Source organism: Desulfitobacterium hafniense DCB-2, assembly GCF_000021925.1.
Lineage (GTDB): Bacteria > Bacillota > Desulfitobacteriia > Desulfitobacteriales > Desulfitobacteriaceae > Desulfitobacterium > Desulfitobacterium hafniense.
In genome coordinates this window covers 4,485,187-4,502,226 of record NC_011830.1, presented here as the reverse complement: position 1 = coordinate 4,502,226, position 17,040 = coordinate 4,485,187, and the positions used below count along the sequence as shown (strand labels likewise).

Here is a 17,040-nt window from a genome sequence, read left to right as displayed (position 1 = left end):
CTTTTGGACCCTAATAATTGACCTCGGAGGTGTACAGTGACAAAGGAAATGCCTGTCATATACATAATTTCAGATGCTTTGGGTGAGACGGCTGAATATGTCAGCCGGGCAGCGGCAGCTCAATTTTCGGGGATTCGGACCAAAATCCGCAAGGTACCCTATGTGCAGGATGAAATCCACATTGACGAAATCCTCGAAGAAGCAGCCAAGGAGCAAGCGATTATTGCCTACACCCTTGTGGTAAAAAAACTGCGGAATTATTTAGAAGAAAAAGCCAAAGACTATGGATTGCGAACCGTGGATATTCTCGGCCCTCTGATTAAGATGCTGGCTGATCAGACCGGCCTTTTGCCCAGCTATACCCCTAATGTAACTCATATATTGGATGAACAGTATTTTCGTAAAGTGGATGCCATTGAATTTGCGGTAAAATATGATGATGGCAAGGATCCCCGGGGAGTGCTTTTGGCGGATGTGGTGCTGATCGGAGTGTCCCGGACATCAAAAACTCCCTTAAGCATGTATTTGGCCCATAAAGGCATCAAGGCGGCCAATATTCCTCTGGTCCCTGAAGTCTCTCCGCCGCAGGAACTTTTCAGAGTTCCCTCACAGAAAGTCATTGGCTTGACGTTAAAGCCGGATCTTTTGAATCAAATTCGCACGGAACGGTTAAGGACTTTAGGATTAGGATCCAGTGCGGACTATGCAAATTATGAGCGCATTGTGGAAGAACTGGAATATGCCCGGGGAATTATGCGTAAAGTAGGTTGCCCGATCATTGATGCCACGGGAAAGGCTATTGAAGAAACGGCATCAAGAATACTAGAGATATTGTATAAGGGGGAGCGAAATGTCTAAGAAGTTTGTTTATTTATTTCGTGAAGGTCAGGCTTCCATGCGGGATTTATTAGGCGGTAAGGGTGCCAATTTGGCAGAGATGACCAATATCGGGCTGCCCGTACCTCCAGGGTTCACCATTACCACAGAAGCATGCAATGACTATTATGCCCTGGGTCGCAACCTGCCGGAAGGACTATGGGAGCAGATTGGTCCGGCCTTAGGAGATATAGAAAAGGCCACAGGGAAAAAATTCGGGGACAAAGACAATCCCCTGTTGGTCTCTGTCCGTTCCGGCGCGAAATTCTCCATGCCCGGTATGATGGATACCATCCTTAATCTCGGACTTAATGATGAGACAGTAGAGGGTCTTGCTGCCTCTACTCAGAATGCCCGTTTTGCCTATGACAGCTACCGGCGTTTTATTCAAATGTTCGGTGATGTGGTGCTGGAAGTAGAGCATCATGAATTTGAGAGAATTCTGGAAGAAGCCAAGGAAAAACAAAATGTCAATTACGACTCGGAGCTTACGGCAGAGAGCCTCAAAGGAGTCGTGGAGGGGTATAAAAGGCTCATTCAGCGCCGTACAGGCAGCCCTTTCCCGTTAGAGCCTATGAAGCAACTGGAACAGGCCATTTTAGCCGTTTTCCGTTCCTGGAACAATGATCGGGCCATTGTCTATCGGAGGATCAATAGCATTCCCGATAATATCGGCACGGCAGTCAATGTGCAATCCATGGTCTTTGGCAACATGGGCAACGACTCCGGTACGGGAGTGGCCTTCACCCGCAATCCCTCCACAGGTGAGAGAGTTCTTTATGGTGAGTATCTTATGAATGCTCAGGGTGAGGATGTGGTGGCAGGTATCCGCACTCCTCAGCCTATCAAAAGCCTCGAAGATGAGAACCAGGCGATTTATGCTCAATTCGTAAAGACCTCCAATAGCCTGGAAGCCCATTATCGGGATATGCAGGATATTGAATTTACCATTGAGCGGGGACGGCTCTATATTCTCCAGACCCGGAATGGGAAACGCACTGCTCCGGCAGCCATCCGCGTCGCCGTGGAGCTGTGCCGGGAAGGAGTTATCTCTAAGGAAGAAGCCATTGCCCGGATTGAGCCTGGTCAGTTAGACCAATTGCTCCACCGCCGTATGGACAGTGAAGCTAAATTAGAGGTTATTGCCAAAGGACTTCCCGCTTCACCGGGGGCAGCCTCCGGCAAGATCGTTTTCGATGCCGATGAGGCTGAGCGCCTGGGTCACACCGGCGAGAAGGTCCTCTTGGTGCGAACTGAGACCACACCGGATGATATCCACGGAATTTTGGCAGCCCAAGGCATTCTGACCAGCCGGGGGGGCATGACCAGCCATGCCGCTGTAGTTGCCCGCCATATGGGTAAACCTGCGGTATGCGGCTGTGAGGCCCTGCGGATTGATTATGCCCATAATACAGTGACTATCGATGGGGTTACTTATCCGGAAGGAACCTTATTCTCCATTGACGGGACGACCGGCCGTGTCATTAAGGGAGCGGTTCCCATGATTGATCCGGAGCTCAGCGAAGAGTTCAAGGAGTTACTGGGCTGGGCTGATGAGATTCGCACACTTAAGGTCCTGGCCAACGCCGATAACCCCCGTGATGCTCAAAAGGCCCGGGATTTTGGAGCCCAGGGCATCGGGCTTTGCCGGACTGAGCATATGTTTATGGATCCGGCCCGTATACCCATCGTTCAGGAAATGATTCTCGCCCAGACTCTGCCGGAAAGAGAAGTAGCCTTAGCGAAACTTCTGCCTATGCAGGAAGAGGATTTCTACGGGATTCTTAAAGTTATGGCCGGGTTCCCGGTCACCATCCGTCTTCTCGATCCTCCCCTCCATGAATTCCTCCCCAATGTCGAGGAACTGGTGGTGGATATCACCAAGCTGAAACTGCAGGGAGATCGTGAAGAAGAACTGAATGAGAAAGAAGTTCTCCTGAGAAAAGTCCGTGCCCTCTCCGAAATGAACCCCATGCTGGGGCATCGGGGCTGCCGTCTGGGGATCACCTTCCCTGAGATCTATGCTATGCAAGCCCGGGCAATTTTCCAGGCAGCGGCCCGCCTTGTCAAGGAAGGCTATGAGATCTATCCGGAGGTTATGATCCCGCTGGTTATTCATGTCAAGGAACTGGCAAAACTCCGCAAAGTCACCGAGGAGGCGGCCCAAACTGTTATGGCAGAACAGGGCGTAACCTTCGCCTATACCATAGGCACCATGATCGAAGTCCCCCGGGCTGCCCTGACCGCCGATGAAGTGGCTACAGCCGCCGATTTCTTCTCCTTTGGCACCAATGACCTGACCCAGACCACCTTAGGCTTCTCCAGGGATGACGCCGAAGGGAAGTTCCTTCCGGCTTATCTGGAGCAAAACATCCTTGAGCACAACCCCTTTGCCGTTCTTGACCGCATTGGCGTGGGCAAGTTGATGAAAATGGGAGTACAACTTGGCCGGGAAGCCAATCCAGGCCTCAAAGTGGGCATCTGCGGTGAGCATGGGGGAGATCCCTCATCCATCGAATTCTGCCACCAAATCGGCCTGAATTATGTGTCTTGTTCACCATTCCGGGTGCCTATCGCTTGCCTGGCTGCGGCCCAGGCGGCTGTAAGCAGCAAGGGGCAATAAAAGTAACCATTAAACAAATATAAACAGGGTATTGCCACTTAATTTTAAGGAGCAGTACCCTGTTTTTTATTGGGTTAGGGAACACTTTTTTGGTTGGACTATGGAACAGTTTTTGATGCGGAAAAGTGGAAATTGGTATATTTACCAAATGTAATCAGAGTTTTTATTCTGGTGCTAAATAAGAGATTGCTCTGCTTGCAGCAATTATTTTGTAATGCTGAAGCGCGGGTATGATTCCAGATTGTTCGAGTATGTGGTCGGCGAAATAGCCAATGGCCGACCACTGGCAGAGAAATATAATGACCATGCCTTGAAAGGCAGTTTTGAAGGGTTTAGAGAGTGCCATATACAACCGGACATATTGTTGAAAAAGATATTTTGACGCTGACTCTCACCCGGACAGGCACGCATGGGGATTTGTTTAAGAAATTAGAATATTCATAGTGTTCCTGATAAACAGAATTTGAAGGACAGCTTTCTGAAAGGAGCGTGCGGGGATGATAATAGAAAAAATAAGCCCAAATAACCGTGAAAAAGCCATGGCACTTGTGCTATCTGTTTTTATGCGGTATGAAATGCCTGATTATTCAGAGCAGGGTATTCAAACTTTTAGAGACTTTATAAACAATAAAGAATCACCAAAAGCACCGGGGATAAAATCACGGTTAATTCTTCTCCGTACGCGGTCGAGGTTTATAAAAAATTAGGATTCATATCCGATGGTGCTGAACAGATTGCGGAAGGTATGAGATTTACACCGATGATATATATAAAATGTGCTCCATAATGTGAAAATATTCTTATGGCTATTTGGAGGCTTATGATAATGGATAAAGATTTAACTTCGTTTTGCGGCTTATGGTGTAATGATTGCATCCCTGGAAATGAAAAACTGTATGCGTTGGCATCAGAACTATATCAATTACTTATGGATATTGATTTAAAAGACTATGTAAAACTTAAATCGCAAAAAGTTGCCGAGTTTAGGGATTATGATATATTTATCAATGTATTAGAGGCTTTTGAAAAGTTGCATTGTTACAATTACTGCCGAAAAGGCCCTTGCTCGGAAGCTGGGTGTGCTCAATCCTGTAAAGTCCGTGTTTGTGCAATTAAAAAAGGACTTGAGGGCTGCTGGGAATGTAATGCATATTTTTCATGCGAATACATAGCGGAAATGCAATTATTTCATCCTGATATTAAACATAACTTAGCTATGATTAAAGAACTTGGTACAGATAATTGGCAAGAACGTAGAGGAAGACACTATAATTGGAGCAAGCAATTAGGGATTAGATTTACCCCATAGAGCGGGAATATTAACACTTAATATTTATAAGGGTAAGTATCCTATTTTGTTGTATACACTAGTTAAAGTCTCTATTGAAGGGTGACGACAAAAGCGTTACAGTATTATTAGAAGAAGACTAACATGGAGAAAACTACGACCTTGAATTTAAGTTACTCCTGACGTGGAAAGAATTCAAAGATTATTATCATTGGAGAGGAAAATGATGAGACTTAGGTTATTAGTTATAATATTTATTTTGACTTTTTTACTTAACGGATGTAATAAAGCCGAAGACAATTCATATCAATTAGATTATTTTGAAGTAATTAAAGTTAAGGTAGATAACCTGCATTTGGATAATAGTTGTAAAATTTTTGAAGAAAAAAGAATTGATAATGGAGTTAGTGTATTTCTTTATAAGGATAATGAAAACCATCAAATAAACGGTGGGATTAGTTTAAAAGATAAATTTTATGATCTAGGTGAAGTGTCAGTCGATAACACACCGGACGATTTAATGGGAATTGAAGAAGTCCAGGTGTTTGGAAAGAAGGCAGTAAAGATTTATGGGATTTTGGGTGCCAATTATGCCCAGGCATTTTATCTTCTTGTTGAAGAAAATTTAGAAGAATCAATATTACAAGAATCAATAATACAAATAGAAGGGTATACAGTGGAAATTGATTTAGACGAAGATGGCAAGAAAGAAATAGTTTCAACTTTAGGCACAATTCCCGAGACAAAAATATTCACGTTTAAAAATGGCACAATATATGGGTCTGATATTAATAAATCTATTGGGGCAAAATCGGTATTATTGCAAGATAACGATAAAAAATTATTTCAAGTGTACTTCGAGTCAAACAAACCAGAGCAATATGTGTATCATGAAGGTTCTCTTTTGAAAAAGTAGAATTCTTATTTAAAAAATAGAACACTTTTTGAAACAAAATCAACCGGAACATTTAATGTGTTTCGGTTGATTTTTGTTTTCCGGTATCTATGATTAATAGGGGGAATTGGTTAGAGTATGGCGAAGTTAAAAGCATTAAGGTGCAAAAATCATTTTGACGCCTCACAGAGGAGGATGCAGATGAAAAGGTCATTGTTCGCGCTGTTGCTTATCTTGGGATTGTTAAGCCTTTTTGGTTGCGGAAATATTATGAACAGCGATGAGAATACAATTCAGAATACAGATGTTACAGATATTACAGTCATCGAAACTGACTTATTGTTTAATGTTGAAGACGTAGCCGACGCTTTTAATGTAACAGAGTCATTTTATTTTCCTGACAGAGAAGCGCTGTTGAAATTGAATGAAGTAGAGCCCAAGGGTTTTTACTATCTCGATGGTGTGCTTCTGGTTTATATTTTTACGAGCGAAGAAGAGTGCGTCAAGGCTATCAAAAATATTAATGAAATACTTACGGAAGAGAAACTTCTGGACGCAGCGACACTGTATTTTAAGCAAGCGGATTTTGAGCCTGTTGTCTATAAAGCCAATAATGCATTGGTAGCTTATGTACCGAGATATACAATACGCACGAAAATGAATCAATCCATGGAACGATTGTCATTTATGAAAGAAGCAAGAGGGAAAGGCCTTACCACTAGAATGTTAAATACTTTGGGCAACTTGGGATATTCAGAGCAAGAAATATTAGATTTACCACAAGAGGATATTAAGCTAATCTTTGCGCCGGGAACTCATCTGGATGGAATGGGATTCGACCCTGATGATGTACAAAAAAGCGAACTCAGTAAGGTTGGGATAGATATGGGTATGAGCGTTATCCTGTACAACCTGGGTTATGAATATGAGGAAATGTTGGCACTATCTCCTGAAGAGCTTGACTTTATATTCCCGAATACAGAACTGATAGCTAACTTGGCGGAAAAGGGATTTGATAAGCAGGAAGTCCAAACGTGGGTAGTAAACGAGTCAGGAAGAACATATAAGGAGTTAATTAAAGAAGCGTTAGAAAGGTAATGTAGAAGTGAAATTGGTATGGCTATTGGATTGGAGGGCAGTAAACCATGTCAGCGGAATTAAAAGAATTCAATACCTTAAAACTAAATTTAGAAGACTTTATTGAACTATTGAATCAAGTCTACACAAACGAAGAGCTAAATTCATACAAGCGTGATTATGTAGACAAATACTATAAGCGATCCTTAAAGCTGGATGAGTACATGACCCTCAACAGAGAATCCTCTTCGGGAGAATACTGGTACAATTTTATCAATAATTCTACTCAGATTTCACAAACAAAGGTCTATAAAGGCAAAAGAATTACGGACTTATTCTTTAGTCAAGTGATTTTCTGTTTTAAAAGCCCTAGAAATTTTAGTGACTGTAAGAACTTTAGAAAGGATTTTCCGCAAAGGAACAGTGTGGAAAAGAAATCGGCAGAACGGGTCATAAACTATTTTTTGTGCATTCCTTTGCAAAGTATCGTAAAGGGAGAAGACCCCAAAGCAGCTAAAGCCAACCAACCCATAAATGATAACGATCTAATCGAAAAACACATTATAAGTACCAACTTGAGGGCAGAGAGAAATTTTTTTAAGCTGCTTATAGAGAAAATGGAGAAGAAAGCGGAACTCTCACTGGGTGAGGTAAGGCGAGCGCTCCAAGGGAACGCCGCGAAAGATATCTGCTTTTTGTTCCCGAAAGCGTTTCCATGCTATTTAAAAGCCAAAAAAGTTATTTACAATTTGGAAGAGGCCATGAAAACTATTAATAGTACATCCTATACTTATGCCCATTACTTTCAGCTGCAGGATGAGGTAACAGATGCACTCTTGCAGGTCATGGAGCATGTGGTACTCCCCATGGCCCTGGTAAGGAAATCAAACTATAAAGCAAGCTTCTTCGATTATCTTATGGACTATTGGCTGGAGTTAGAATATAAGCCGGTTCAGCGTATGCTTCTAAAAATGGTCTGCCTGGCAGACGCAAGGGGAGAGCTACATGTCACCAAAGATGAATTGCTGCAACTGATGGGAGATGGCAAGTACCAAGAGTACTTATCCGCCTACCTTATGGAAAAGAATCCAGCGAGTCAAAGTCAATTTGCCAATGATCAGCTGTTTCAATCTTTACTACGAGTCAAGGATAAAGAAAATGAAAAAGTTTACTTAGAGTTTTCTATCGGGGATTATCTTGAGCATTTTGAAAAGAATGGGGTTCAACTTACTCAGGAAGAGGACTTGATGGTCAAAAAATTGGCACAGCTCACGGATTCCACCACTCTGCCCATGGAGGGCTACCCTACCTTTTGCTTTGCGGAGAATGGATATGCAAAGGCGCTGGTCCAACAAGTAAAGGAGGATGAAATTACTCTGCACGTTGACTTTAACGCCTTGATTTTAGAGGGTGAGGTTATCTACCCCGTTCCCAAATTTGCCGGCCTGTGCTATTCATTTATACCCCCGAAAGACTACTCTTTATATAGTCATTTTCTATTTAGTACTCTTTCACCAGAAGATGATATTGCCGCCATAAACGTCGAATTTAAGAATGAGGGCAGACGGGCGCAGTTCACTTTTCAAGTGGATATGCAAAAGGAGCTTACGGCTCAGACACTGGATCTCAAAAGAATTCCAATCAATATTATTGAGAACATACAGGAAATCTGCTTTGTCTTTACCCTCTCCTCCTTCCGGGACATCAAGAGCCGGAAAGGTATACTAAAACTATCCGGTGTTCGCTTCATGTAGAAAAACGAAAACGAGCTTGCCTTCCCCGCTCAGCAAGCCCGTTAAGGATTAATGTCGTCATAAATAATCAGGAACATGACTCATGAAGCAACTTGGTTCCTTTTAAAACATAGTACTCTTCAGGTGTCAGCTCTTCAGGAGTTGGGTGGTGATGAATGATTTGCGTTGCCCTGAACTGTGCGGAAGCGTCAATGCAAGCACGGTAGAAGGCGCATAGAGACTGATCACGCCTGCCCATACTGCCTCTTTGAATATAGTTGCTGCCATAGCATGTCGGACAGATGGGCAGGTATGGACAGCCTGTGCACTCAGCACAGACAAAAGTAGCAGTTTGCTTGAAGTCAATGGATTCATAGATCTGCTCGCGGCTTGTTTCGTTTGCCAAGGGGGTGAAGCACTGGCATGGGTATAGAGTACCATCCACAAAGTAAGCCTTCATAGATTCGCCACAGCCGCACCACTTTTCCTCACGGGGAAGCTCCCGGCATAGGGCATGGATGGGGTAATCAAGAAGGGAAGCAAGGGGAAACTCTGGATTTGCCTTGTAAAAAACCATAAGCTTTTTTAATTCCCGCTCCAAGATGGGGAGGTCGGTCTCTTTTATCCAGTTGATACCTTGGGCAAAAGTCGAAGTGACTTTAAAGCCCTTTCGATGTAGGAAAATAATGCCGTCTGCGAGATGGGGAAGCGTCTGCCGGCTGATAGTCATCTTGACAGGCTGGTCCGGCCAAGCCTTGGCGAAGAAATCCACGTTGATTTGGTCATAGGAGCTATTCCGGTTTTGGTTGTGCATGCCGGGGGTCCCATCAAGACTTAAGCTGCACCAGAAAGTTCTTCTGTTGGACCACAACCAGTTTGCCACGTCACCATGTATATGAAGTCCATTGGTAGTGGTAAAACATAGATATTTCTTTGGCCAGGTCTTGCTGTGCAGATAGTCATGGGCTCTTTTGATAAGTGGAAAATTTAAAAAAGGCTCTCCACCGAAAAAATCAAAAATGATTTCTTCGTATCCGTCATCAGCGGCCATTTCTTCGTCAATGATCGATTTTGCTGTAGCAAAGGTCATTTCCTCGGATGTTTTGTATTTTTCATAACAGTATACGCAGTTTAGAGAACAACGATTGGTGACAATCATCATGACATTCTTGCGAACGCCTTGCCTGATTTCGCCCATAAATAAGCACCTCCTCTTGGTGGAGGTCCTCCCTCAACATCTCTTTGTTGAGGGAGGACCTTCGAACTTGATAATTACAGGAGTAAAACACAGCTGGATTTCAGGCTTTCATATTCACATGTGCCGGTACATTCTCCCGCGCATGATCCTCCGCAGGGGCAACCTTTGGCTCCCGCTAGAATGTATTGGGGCAGGTCCTCATTCACGATGAGAAGTTCGGAGAGTTTGTCCAAAAGCTCATTTTCAAGCTTAAACATGTCAACACCTCCCTTCTGACCTTCTATGGAAGCGGGCCCTTTCCATAGCCTTATTATTTCATGCCGCGGTGGGAATAAACAGGCCGCTGGCGCGGTTAAAAATACTCAAAAAGAGTATTAAAAGTACTAAAAATACTATGGCTGGTTATGTAGCAAGCGGGGCAATTGTCTCTTAAGGACTTTAAGGGCAGTACCCCGTTTTTGCTTAGTTGCAGCCAATGTTTTCGGATTATCCAAATGGGGATACTTTTTTAAGGTTTGACAGGAGAATTATTTTAAAATATAATGAACTTAGCCATTTTATGTACAGCGTATATGAAAATGACGATGTCCATAATTCTCAGCAATTTCTTTTTGATGGAGGTGAAAAAGGAATAGTGAAGTTAAGGGAAAAACAAAAAGCAGAAGTTAAATCCGCCCTTATACGGGCCGGTGAAGAGCTTTTCGGAAACAAGGGGTTTACGGAAACAACAGTCGAAGAAATCACTGCCGCGGCCGGTGTAGCCAGAGGAACCTTCTATAATTATTTTCAGACGAAAGAAGATTTGGCGCTGGAGATATTATACGAAACAGAAGGATTGACAACAGAGCAAGTTGACGATTTTTTTGCCACGACTTTAGGGACAGAGAATCAAATTCAGACCATCATAACGATTGCTGTCGAGTGGACGCTGAGAAAACCTGAGCTTTTTCTGGTTATTTTAATTGAAAAAATGAAGCGGGGGTCAACGCCGGGATATGCCAACGGGACTCTCTTCAGAAGGCTGATCACAGAGGCTTTTGAACGTGGCCAGATGGCTGGCGTGGTAACCAGGGAGCGACCGGCACAAGAGCTTGCCCATGATATTGATGGATTATATATGGTTCACATGGTGAGATGGTACCATTATGGCAAGCAGGGCGATCTCTTATCCATTCTTCTAGCCGCTGTTAACACTTACTTATCGGGTGCGATAGTAAAACAGAAGACATCCTATTGAAATGTGGGGAGGTAGAAAGGATATGCCCCTTTGGGAAGCTAAGGGATTCTGGATGCGGGATAGTATTCATTGGCCGAGACCGGTACACCCGCTTTTTGTTTCTTATGGGCTTAATCCAGTGGAGATTGGCTCAGTTCACGCTTTTGAGGAATTTTCCATCCCATCCCTTAAATATGAATATCTTGTTCTCCATGGCTATGTCTTTCAGCGTATTGTATCCATCGGAGGAGATCCTCCGCCTGTTATGGAGCGGTTTCCTTTTCTCTTTCATTTGTGGCGGATTAATCCGCTGCTCCGCAGCCGGGTCTTGGGTTTTGAAAAGTTTCTCAGGGAAAAAGGGTTTGAGAATCACGTTCGTGCCTGGCAGGACGTATGGGAACCAGAAGCTCAGGAGCGTCTCAAGCCGATTCGGAACTTTGATCGTGCCAAGGCCGGCCTGGAAGAGCTGGCCAACCAGCTTGAGCGATGCTATGACTATTTATGCTGGGCGTGGAATCCACATAATAAAGTCGTTATGGTCGGTATGTATATCCGTGAACGCTGGCTGGAAGTGTGTAAAAGATTGTTCAATCTGACGGAATTTGAAGCCTACGAATTAGTTCAGATGAACGATCCTGCAGTCTTTAATACAATGAATCGCCTCTTGACCTTGGCACGGCGTGCTGCTGCAGACCCCGCGATTAAGGATAGCTTGTCTCTGCCAAGTGAAAAAGCGCTTGAGCAGCTGGCCAATACTTGGTTTGGGGAAGAACTCGAGGGATTCATAGAAGCGGAAGGGGATCGGCCTGCAGACGGCTTTGAATTTGGACCCACTTGGCGGGAAATGCCGGAGATGGTGGTGGGGATTATCAAGTCCTTAATGGGCTCAGATTACCCAACCACTGAAGACTCTGATTTCCAGGCATACCGGCTGGGGCGGGTCAATGAACTCCGCAGCACTTTAGCCGGACGAGGGAGGGAGGAGTTCGGCACCTGGCTTGAATTAGCAGAGCAAGTTCAACCGCTGAGTGAAATCCATGATTATTTATTGATGACTGTTCCCCTTTGTCATACCCGTTATGCCGCTCTTGAGGCTGGCAAAAGATTGGTTCAGAAAGGTATTCTGGATGGCTCTGAGGACACTTTATTTCTATACCGTGAGGAATTACTCTCGGCGCTAAGAGAAAATAGCCTCCATCCTGATTTAAAAGGATTGGTGGCCAAGCGGAAAGCTGAGCATAGCCAAAATTATTCCTTAATGCCGCCCCAAACCATTGGCAAAGCACCCATGGTCCCCCCTTTGCATGTATTTCCACCTATTGCGGCGGAGGGGATGAAGATTTTTCTGAAACAATATTCCCTCATTGAGGTACAAAAAGAAGTGCCGCTGGAACTGTCTGCCGAGGGGGAGTTATTTGGCACCCCGGGTTCTCCGGGTGTTACCGAAGGACCGGTGCGGATTATCCATACGGCTGAAGAGTTCCACTTGGTTCAAGAAGGTGAGGTTTTAGTCTGCCCGCTTACCACGCCGACGTGGACAGTATTATTTCCGTATGTGGCAGCGTTAATCACCGACTCTGGGGGCGCATTGTCCCATGCGGCCATCGTTTCCCGGGAATACAGACTCCCTTCCGTGGTGGGAACGATTAACGGAACGAAACTGTTGCATAATGGACAACGGGTTCGTGTGGACGGAGCGGCCGGAGTGATTCAGGTCCTGGATTAAAATAGATAAAGTGATATCACTAAACGGAACTAAACGGAGAATAATGAGATGAGATATGTGCGGCTGCTTCAAGAATTAAAAAAAGAAGACCTAGCCTTAGCCGGCGGCAAAGGGGCTAATCTGGGTGAATTAGTGTTGGCTGGGATGAAAGTACCCCAGGGTTTTGTCTTGACTGTTGAGGGATACCGTCGCTGTGTCAAGAATATCTCTTTACCGCAAATTAAGGTCACTGACTTACACACGTTACAAGAGGCAACATCTAAAATTCGGGTGGAAATAGAGAACACTGGCCTACCCAATGAGGTCGCGGAAGAAGTTCTGGAAACTTATCGAGGGATGGGGAGTCCTGAGGTCGCCGTCCGTTCCTCTGCTACAGCTGAAGATCTTCCTGGTGCAAGTTTTGCAGGGCAACAAGAAACCTATCTTAACATCCAGGGGGAAAGTGAAGTTCTTAAGGCGATAAAGAAGTGCTGGGCTTCACTTTGGACTCCCCGGGCTGTGCAGTATCGTTCACTAAAAGGATTTGGAGAGAGTGAAGTTGCTCTGGCGGTGATCATTCAGGAAATGGCGCCACATGAAGTTTCGGGAGTGGTCTTTACAGTTAATCCTCTTTCGAATGATCCCTGTGAACTGCTTATTAATGCCACCTACGGCGTTGGTGAGGCGTTGGTTCAGGGAGAAATAGTTCCTGATCAATGGCTGGCCAGACGTCCTGACGGCGCGGTTCTTCAATTCACTCCTGCTCCCAGAAGGGAACAATCTTCTTTGCCCTTCATGCGTACGCAGTACCCTGCCCGAGGGTGCTTAACTTCCCGACAGGTTCGGGAGTTGGTTCGTTTATGCCTTGGCATAGAGGAGCATTTCAATGGAGTGCCTCAGGATATCGAGTGGAGCTATGGCTTAGGGGAATTTCACCTGCTGCAAAGCCGGCCGGTTACTACACTTAAGGTCAATTGATTTGCCGGGATGATTCCAGGCACAAAATGTCATCTTTTTATAAGGTATTGGCACTTGATGTTTAATTAAGTGCCAATACCTTATTTCATATCTTGAGATGCAATATAAATTTATTGCAAAACGATAAATGCTGTGTTAGATTAAAGCTGGAACTAACTTGTGAGGTGCTTATAGTATGAAAGGAACAACACTTTTTTTAAAGATAGCTGTGCTCCTTATTGGAATTCCGGTTCTGGCTCTGTGTATATTCTGGTTGCCTTCACTTGCAGATTATTTGCCTAATCTTGTTTTAATCGGTGTGTATGCGGCAGCGGTAGTGTTCTTCTTTGCTCTGTATCAGGCTTTAAAACTTTTAAGCTATATTGATCAGAACAAAGCGTTCTCGGAACTATCCGTATCTGCTTTAAAAAATATAAAGAACTGTGCCATCACGATCAGTATTATCTATGCTGCAATCCTGCCTCTCCTAATACCCCTAGCTGAGGCAGACGACGCCCCGGGCCTGGCAGCATTCCCCTGCATCATTATTTTCGGTGCTTCTGTGATTGCAGTCTTTGCTGCCGTTCTGCAAAGGCTTTTAAAAGAAGCTATAGACATAAAATCTGAAAATGATTTAACTGTCTGAGGTGAATAATATGGCGATTGTAATCAATATTGATGTCATGTTGGCGAAAAGAAAAATGAGTGTAACAGAGCTTACAGAGAAGGTTGGTATAACCATGGCGAATCTTTCTATATTGAAAAATGGCAAGGCAAAAGCCATAAGGTTTTCAACTTTGGAAGCAATATGTAAAGCCTTGGAATGTCAACCGGGTGATATTCTGGAATATAGAAAGGATAGTTAACTTATCTGCTGAAGGTTGGTTTAAGATTTCATTATTAAAAACTTATGAGGTAGATGCAATGTATGATGTTCTTATAATAGGGGCGGGACCGGCAGGGTCTAGTCTTGCGCGGTTAATTGGTGACAAATATAAGGTTTTATTAATAGATAAACGGGATTTGGCCAATGAGAATCCCCACAATCTTGCCGGAAAATGCTGCGGAGGATTATTAGCCCCTGATGCCCAGAAAATGATTGCAAAGCTGGGCTTAGGAATACCTAAAGATATTCTGGTTAATCCGCAGCTTTTTGCTGTAAGAACCATTGATTTAACAAATAACCTGGAGAGACTCTATCAGAGATTCTATCTGAATATGGATAGGGAGAAATTTGATAGATGGTTGGTTTCTATACTTCCGAAAAAAGTTGATAAAAAGTTTAATGCAGTTTTTAAAGACTTTGTTGAAATACCGGGCGGATATGAGGTTAAGTATATTCATAATGGACAAGAAATATCGGCAAAGACAAGAGTTATTATAGGTGCTGATGGGGCCTTTTCAAAGTTAAGAAGGTTTCTTAATCAAGATATCAATGGTCCTGAAAAGTACATTGCAATTCAGGAATGGTATGAATGTCCCCATCATGTCCCCTATTTTACAGCAATTTTTGATGAAGAAATAAGTGATTTTTACTCTTGGATCATACCAAAGGAGAATTATCTGTTATTAGGTTCGGCCCTTAAACCTAAGGAGAAGGCCAGGGAAAAGTATGAACTGTTAAAAACAAAACTAACCCAGCGGGGCTTTAATTTTGATAACAAAATAAGGACAGAGGGCGCATATCTCTATAGGCCGAAAAAGGTATCACAGTTTTATGCCGGCAGGGATAGCATAGCCCTGGTGGGAGAAGCGGCAGGTGGGATTAGCCCCAGCTCTGCAGAAGGAATCAGCTACGCATTAAAGAGCTCTGCATATTTAGCTCAGAGTCTTGAAGAGGGAATCGATGGATTTCTGGATAGATATAAACTTAAGGTAAAGGGTATCAAATTAAATCTGCTGCTTAAAAATTTAAAATCCCCGGCTATGTATAATCCATTGCTCAGACAGTTGGCTATGAAATCAGGTCTGCAAAGTATTGATAGGACAGAGTAAGCCCAATCAGTAAATTGATGGTTACAGGATTGGTTTTATGTATCAGAAGAACAGGGTATTCCGTCGTTTCAGACGGAATACCCTGTTCTTGCCTGTAGGATCAAAAGTATCATTTTAGATATGGGCACGGCGTTATTAAGAAAATTCATTAAAATAGACAGTTTGGCCAAGAACGGGTAAACTTAAACTGTAAAGAAGAGAGAAGAGAATTCCAACTTATTCACAAGAAATTGAGGTGTATCATGGATAGAAGAGAAGTACGAAAAGGGAGAGTTATACAAAAGAAAAGCAAATTAGAGCTGCTGATTTACATAGCGACGATTATCTTTTCTGTATTATTTCTTTTTATCGGCAATAGTGTTGCGACTAAAGGGTTAACCGTTTTCAACGGTGACGATTTCGGTGAGACGGTTGTCAAGGCAAAGATTGAAGCGATTACGGACAGAATCTCAGACGATTACAGCCTTGCCGGTGATACCACCATGGTTAAAAATGTTCAGGTGACCTTTGAAGCAACTCTGCTCGATGGCGAAGAAAAAGGGGAAAGGGTAACGGGGACTCAGATCATCGACGGCATGCTTAATATAGGCACACCGGAAGTTGAGCAGGGCGACAAGGTTTTGCTTGTCGCTTATGAAGGTCAGCCGGAAATGGAATGGCAGTTCATGGAATTTGTCAGAACGGATAAACTTCTCATTTTCGGCCTTCTTTTTATCCTCGCGTTGTTAGTGTTCGGCGGTATCAAAGGGCTGAACACCATACTTTCCCTTGTTTTTACCTGTGCCGCCATTTTTATGGTGTTCATTCCAGCCATTCTTTCCGGGAAGAATATTTATTTATCAGCCATAGTGATCTGCTTGTATACGATTGTTGCCACCTATCTGATTATCAATGGGTTTAACAAAAAAACCCTCACAGCCATTCTGGGCTGCTTTGGCGGAATCCTTGTATCCGGAATATTAACCATTATTGTCAATAGGGTTCTTGAGTTAACAGGATATGTAGATGAGGAATCCATTTATTTGACCTATATATCAACCGGGACGCCCATAGATTTAAAGGCCATTATTTTTGCGGCAATCCTCATCGGTGCTTTAGGTGCAATAATGGACGTTTCAATGTCAATATCATCATCTCTTTGGGAAGTGAAAGAAAAGTCAGGAGCTACTTCTTTCAATACTTTATTCAGATCGGGAATGAATATCGGACGGGACGTCATGGGAACGATGGCCAATACCCTTATTCTTGCCTACATAGGAAGTTCTCTTTCCATTGTATTGCTGCTCAGCGCGTACAGTACATCTTTAATATATCTCCTGAACCGGGAAATGATTGTTGTAGAAATTCTGCAGGCGCTGGTAGGCAGCTTTGGGATCTTGTTTGCCATGCCCCTCACTTCCTTTATCTGTGCGATAATATATAAAGAAAACAGTGAACGGATTCATGATGAACCAAGTGTTAAAATCGAATAGGATTT

18 protein-coding genes are annotated in these 17,040 nt (G+C 43.7%); 16 read left to right on the top strand and 2 right to left on the bottom strand.

Going from position 1 to position 17,040, the window contains the following annotated elements; all coding sequences use genetic code 11:
- Window positions 1-36: 36 nt before the first annotated feature.
- The 9 genes from DHAF_RS21225 (at window position 37) to DHAF_RS21190 (ending at window position 8,513) form a co-directional block, all read left to right on the top strand.
- Entirely contained in the window at window positions 37-858 is an 822-nt protein-coding gene (locus tag DHAF_RS21225) for a pyruvate, water dikinase regulatory protein (RefSeq protein ID WP_015945133.1), read from the top strand.
- Window positions 851-3,499 carry a pyruvate, phosphate dikinase gene (ppdK, locus tag DHAF_RS21220; protein ID WP_015945132.1) on the top strand — a complete coding sequence of 883 codons (2,649 nt, stop codon included), beginning with the start codon at window positions 851-853 and terminating at the stop codon, window positions 3,497-3,499. Before DHAF_RS21225 ends, ppdK begins: the two co-directional genes overlap by 8 nt.
- Before the next feature lie 214 nt (window positions 3,500-3,713).
- Complete coding sequence (locus DHAF_RS21215; protein WP_005816387.1) at window positions 3,714-3,881, top strand: type II toxin-antitoxin system YafQ family toxin; 168 nt, start codon at window positions 3,714-3,716, stop codon at window positions 3,879-3,881.
- Between the two features lie 115 nt (window positions 3,882-3,996).
- Complete coding sequence (locus tag DHAF_RS21210; RefSeq protein WP_005816386.1) at window positions 3,997-4,206, top strand: hypothetical protein; 210 nt, start codon at window positions 3,997-3,999, stop codon at window positions 4,204-4,206.
- Complete coding sequence (locus tag DHAF_RS26830) at window positions 4,134-4,286, top strand: GNAT family N-acetyltransferase (RefSeq protein WP_080518312.1); 153 nt, start codon at window positions 4,134-4,136, stop codon at window positions 4,284-4,286. The genes DHAF_RS21210 and DHAF_RS26830 overlap by 73 nt, the downstream gene beginning before the upstream one ends.
- A gap of 39 nt (window positions 4,287-4,325) precedes the next feature.
- Window positions 4,326-4,808, top strand: coding sequence for a DUF3795 domain-containing protein (locus DHAF_RS21205; protein ID WP_015945131.1), 483 nt, complete (start codon window positions 4,326-4,328; stop codon window positions 4,806-4,808).
- Between the two features lie 202 nt (window positions 4,809-5,010).
- The gene (locus tag DHAF_RS21200) at window positions 5,011-5,703 is read left to right on the top strand and encodes a hypothetical protein (protein WP_015945130.1); all 693 of its coding nucleotides are present in this window, start codon (window positions 5,011-5,013) and stop codon (window positions 5,701-5,703) included.
- A 180-nt stretch (window positions 5,704-5,883) separates the two neighbouring features.
- The gene (locus DHAF_RS21195; protein ID WP_015945129.1) at window positions 5,884-6,780 is read left to right on the top strand and encodes a hypothetical protein; all 897 of its coding nucleotides are present in this window, start codon (window positions 5,884-5,886) and stop codon (window positions 6,778-6,780) included.
- A gap of 47 nt (window positions 6,781-6,827) precedes the next feature.
- The gene (locus DHAF_RS21190; protein WP_015945128.1) at window positions 6,828-8,513 is read left to right on the top strand and encodes a hypothetical protein; all 1,686 of its coding nucleotides are present in this window, start codon (window positions 6,828-6,830) and stop codon (window positions 8,511-8,513) included.
- Window positions 8,514-8,580: 67 nt separating this feature from the next.
- On the opposite strand, the gene DHAF_RS21185 is transcribed toward DHAF_RS21190, so the two are convergent.
- Window positions 8,581-9,690, bottom strand: a complete 1,110-nt coding sequence (locus DHAF_RS21185) for a radical SAM protein (protein WP_015945127.1) — start codon at window positions 9,688-9,690, stop codon at window positions 8,581-8,583.
- A 74-nt stretch (window positions 9,691-9,764) separates the two neighbouring features.
- Window positions 9,765-9,947: a hypothetical protein gene (locus DHAF_RS21180; protein ID WP_005816376.1), complete on the bottom strand. Its 183-nt coding sequence runs from the start codon at window positions 9,945-9,947 to the stop codon at window positions 9,765-9,767.
- A 377-nt stretch (window positions 9,948-10,324) separates the two neighbouring features.
- Here DHAF_RS21180 and DHAF_RS21175 point away from each other — a divergent pair, with 377 nt between their 5' ends.
- The 7 genes from DHAF_RS21175 to DHAF_RS21145 all read left to right on the top strand — a co-directional run bounded on the left by DHAF_RS21175 (window position 10,325) and on the right by DHAF_RS21145 (window position 17,035).
- Window positions 10,325-10,927: a TetR/AcrR family transcriptional regulator gene (locus DHAF_RS21175; protein ID WP_015945126.1), complete on the top strand. Its 603-nt coding sequence runs from the start codon at window positions 10,325-10,327 to the stop codon at window positions 10,925-10,927.
- A 22-nt stretch (window positions 10,928-10,949) separates the two neighbouring features.
- Window positions 10,950-12,632 (top strand): PEP-utilizing enzyme, encoded by a 1,683-nt coding sequence (locus DHAF_RS21170; protein ID WP_015945125.1) that lies wholly within the window; start codon window positions 10,950-10,952, stop codon window positions 12,630-12,632.
- Between the two features lie 48 nt (window positions 12,633-12,680).
- On the top strand, window positions 12,681-13,589 hold the full coding sequence (locus DHAF_RS21165) for a PEP/pyruvate-binding domain-containing protein (protein WP_015945124.1): 909 nt from the start codon (window positions 12,681-12,683) through the stop codon (window positions 13,587-13,589).
- Between the two features lie 175 nt (window positions 13,590-13,764).
- Window positions 13,765-14,214 (top strand): DUF2975 domain-containing protein, encoded by a 450-nt coding sequence (locus DHAF_RS21160; protein ID WP_015945123.1) that lies wholly within the window; start codon window positions 13,765-13,767, stop codon window positions 14,212-14,214.
- Between the two features lie 10 nt (window positions 14,215-14,224).
- Window positions 14,225-14,434: a helix-turn-helix domain-containing protein gene (locus DHAF_RS21155; protein WP_005816366.1), complete on the top strand. Its 210-nt coding sequence runs from the start codon at window positions 14,225-14,227 to the stop codon at window positions 14,432-14,434.
- Window positions 14,435-14,492: 58 nt separating this feature from the next.
- Entirely contained in the window at window positions 14,493-15,563 is a 1,071-nt protein-coding gene (locus DHAF_RS21150) for an FAD-binding protein (RefSeq protein WP_015945122.1), read from the top strand.
- Window positions 15,564-15,805: 242 nt separating this feature from the next.
- The gene (locus DHAF_RS21145; RefSeq protein WP_005816363.1) at window positions 15,806-17,035 is read left to right on the top strand and encodes a YibE/F family protein; all 1,230 of its coding nucleotides are present in this window, start codon (window positions 15,806-15,808) and stop codon (window positions 17,033-17,035) included.
- Window positions 17,036-17,040: the final 5 nt, after the last annotated feature.